The 3,014-nt window shown below is 48.7% G+C and carries 1 tRNA gene and 1 rRNA gene; both read right to left on the bottom strand.

The window, feature by feature from the left end:
- Positions 1-2,549: ribosomal RNA gene (locus tag G574_RS0110495) — 23S ribosomal RNA — on the bottom strand; the annotation flags it as partial.
- A gap of 187 nt (positions 2,550-2,736) precedes the next feature.
- Positions 2,737-2,809 (bottom strand) — tRNA-Ala (locus tag G574_RS0110490).
- Positions 2,810-3,014: the final 205 nt, after the last annotated feature.

The raw sequence follows: 3,014 nt of genomic DNA, 5'->3' as shown, positions 1-3,014 counted from the left end.
CCCTTGGGACCGACTACAGCCCCAGGATGCGACGAGCCGACATCGAGGTGCCAAACCTCCCCGTCGATGTGAACTCTTGGGGGAGATAAGCCTGTTATCCCCAGGGTAGCTTTTATCCGTTGAGCGATGGCCCTTCCATACGGAACCACCGGATCACTAAGCCCGACTTTCGTCCCTGCTCGAGTTGTAGCTCTCGCAGTCAAGCTCCCTTATACCTTTACACTCTGCGATTGATTTCCAACCAATCTGAGGGAACCTTTGGGCGCCTCCGTTACCTTTTAGGAGGCGACCGCCCCAGTCAAACTGCCCGTCAGACACTGTCTCCGATAGGGATAACCTATCTGGGTTAGAGTAGCCATAACACAAGGGTAGTATCCCAACAACGCCTCCGATGAAACTGGCGTTCCATCTTCATAGGCTCCTACCTATCCTGTACATGTGGTACAGATACTCAATATCAAACTGCAGTAAAGCTCCATGGGGTCTTTCCGTCCTGTCGCGGGTAACCTGCATCTTCACAGGTACTAAAATTTCACCGAGTCTCTCGTTGAGACAGTGCCCAAATCATTACGCCTTTCGTGCGGGTCGGAACTTACCCGACAAGGAATTTCGCTACCTTAGGACCGTTATAGTTACGGCCGCCGTTTACTGGGGCTTCAATTCATACCTTCGGATTACTCCTAAGCACTCCTCTTAACCTTCCAGCACCGGGCAGGCGTCACCCCCTATACATCATCTTACGATTTAGCAGAGAGCTGTGTTTTTGATAAACAGTTGCTTGGGCCTATTCACTGCGGCTGTCCAAAGACAGCACCCCTTCTCCCGAAGTTACGGGGTCATTTTGCCGAGTTCCTTAACGAGAGTTCTCTCGATCACCTGAGGCTACTCGCCTCGACTACCTGTGTCGGTTTGCGGTACGGGTAGAGTATAATGAAACGCTAGAAGCTTTTCTTGGCAGTGTGACATCACTAACTTCGCTACTAAACTTCGCTCCCCATCACAGCTCAATGTTATAGAGATAAGCATTTGACTCATCTCACACCTCACTGCTTAGACCGGCACTTCCAATCGCCGGCTTTAGTTAGCCTACTGCGTCCCTCCATCACTATATACTCTAGTACAGGAATATCAACCTGTTGGCCATCGGATACACCTTTCGGTCTCTCCTTAGGTCCCGACTAACCCAGGGCGGACGAGCCTTCCCCTGGAAACCTTAGTCTTACGGTGGACAGGATTCTCACCTGTCTTGCGCTACTCATACCGGCATTCTCACTTCTATGCGCTCCAGCACTCCTCACGGTATACCTTCATCGCACATAGAACGCTCTCCTACCATGACACCTAAGTGTCATCCACAGCTTCGGTAAACTGTTTAGCCCCGGTACATTTTCGGCGCAGGGTCACTCGACTAGTGAGCTATTACGCACTCTTTGAATGAATAGCTGCTTCTAAGCTAACATCCTAGTTGTCTGTGCAACCCCACATCCTTTTCCACTTAACAGTTATTTTGGGACCTTAGCTGGTGGTCTGGGCTGTTTCCCTTTCGACTACGGATCTTAGCACTCGCAGTCTGACTGCCGATTATATCTCATTGGCATTCGGAGTTTATCTGAGATTGGTAATCCGGGATGGACCCCTCACCCAAACAGTGCTCTACCTCCAAGAGACTTAACATCGACGCTAGCCCTAAAGCTATTTCGGAGAGAACCAGCTATCTCCAAGTTCGTTTGGAATTTCTCCGCTACCCACAAGTCATCCAAGCACTTTTCAACGTGCCCTGGTTCGGTCCTCCAGTGCGTTTTACCGCACCTTCAACCTGCTCATGGGTAGGTCACATGGTTTCGGGTCTACACCATGATACTAAAGCGCCCTATTAAGACTCGGTTTCCCTACGGCTCCGTCTCTTCAACTTAACCTCGCATCATAGCGTAACTCGCCGGTTCATTCTACAAAAGGCACGCTCTCACCCATTAACGGGCTCGAACTTGTTGTAGGCACACGGTTTCAGGTTCTATTTCACTCCCCTCCCGGGGTGCTTTTCACCTTTCCCTCACGGTACTGGTTCACTATCGGTCACTAGAGAGTATTTAGGGTTGGGAGATGGTCCTCCCAGATTCCGACGAGATTTCGCGTGTCTCGCCGTACTCAGGATACTGCTAGGGCTCAAAACGATTTTAAATACGAGGCTGTTACTCTCTTTGGCTGACCTTCCCAGGTCATTCTTCTATCATTTTGAAGTCCCACGTCACAGTCCTACAACCCCGAGAAGTAAACTTCTCGGTTTGCCCTCCTGCCGTTTCGCTCGCCGCTACTAAGGCAATCGCGTTTGCTTTCTCTTCCTGCAGCTACTTAGATGTTTCAGTTCACTGCGTCTTCCTTCTCATAACCTTAACAGTTATGGATACTAGTCATTAACTAGTGGGTTCCCCCATTCGGACATCTCTGGATCAGCGCTTACTTACAGCTCCCCAAAGCATTTCGTCGTTAGTCACGTCCTTCTTCGGCTTCTAGTGCCAAGGCATCCACCGTGCGCCCTTATTAACTTAACCTTATTTTTGATCTTACGATCTAAACTCATTAAATACTTACAGCGTTTTCGGTTTATTTTCTTGTTACTATTCGTACAATCAATTACTTGATTGTGGAATTTGATATAGATATTCAATTTTCAATGGACTATCTCTAGGATACTTAGCAACTTCACTTCTATTAAGTTCAGTAGAATTTCATATCCTATGGAGCCTAGCGGGATCGAACCGCTGACCTCCTGCGTGCAAAGCAGGCGCTCTCCCAGCTGAGCTAAGGCCCCGTACACTTTATGTGTCTTAGTATATCATTAACTTTTTATCGTACTTATTGAGATAAGCTGCCCCCCTGTCGTGCGCTAACGCTTCGACAAAGCTTCAACTTAAGATCTCGCTTAGCTGAGCTAAGGCTCCACAAAGACCTCTCAAAACTAAATAAAGATCCCAAACGTGCTTCCGTTTTCCTTAGAAAGGAGGTGATCCAGCCGC

This window comes from Streptococcus hyovaginalis DSM 12219 (assembly GCF_000420785.1).
Classification (GTDB): domain Bacteria; phylum Bacillota; class Bacilli; order Lactobacillales; family Streptococcaceae; genus Streptococcus; species Streptococcus hyovaginalis.
The sequence above is the reverse complement of the archived record's forward strand: the minus strand, read 5'-3'. Positions and strand labels throughout refer to the sequence as shown.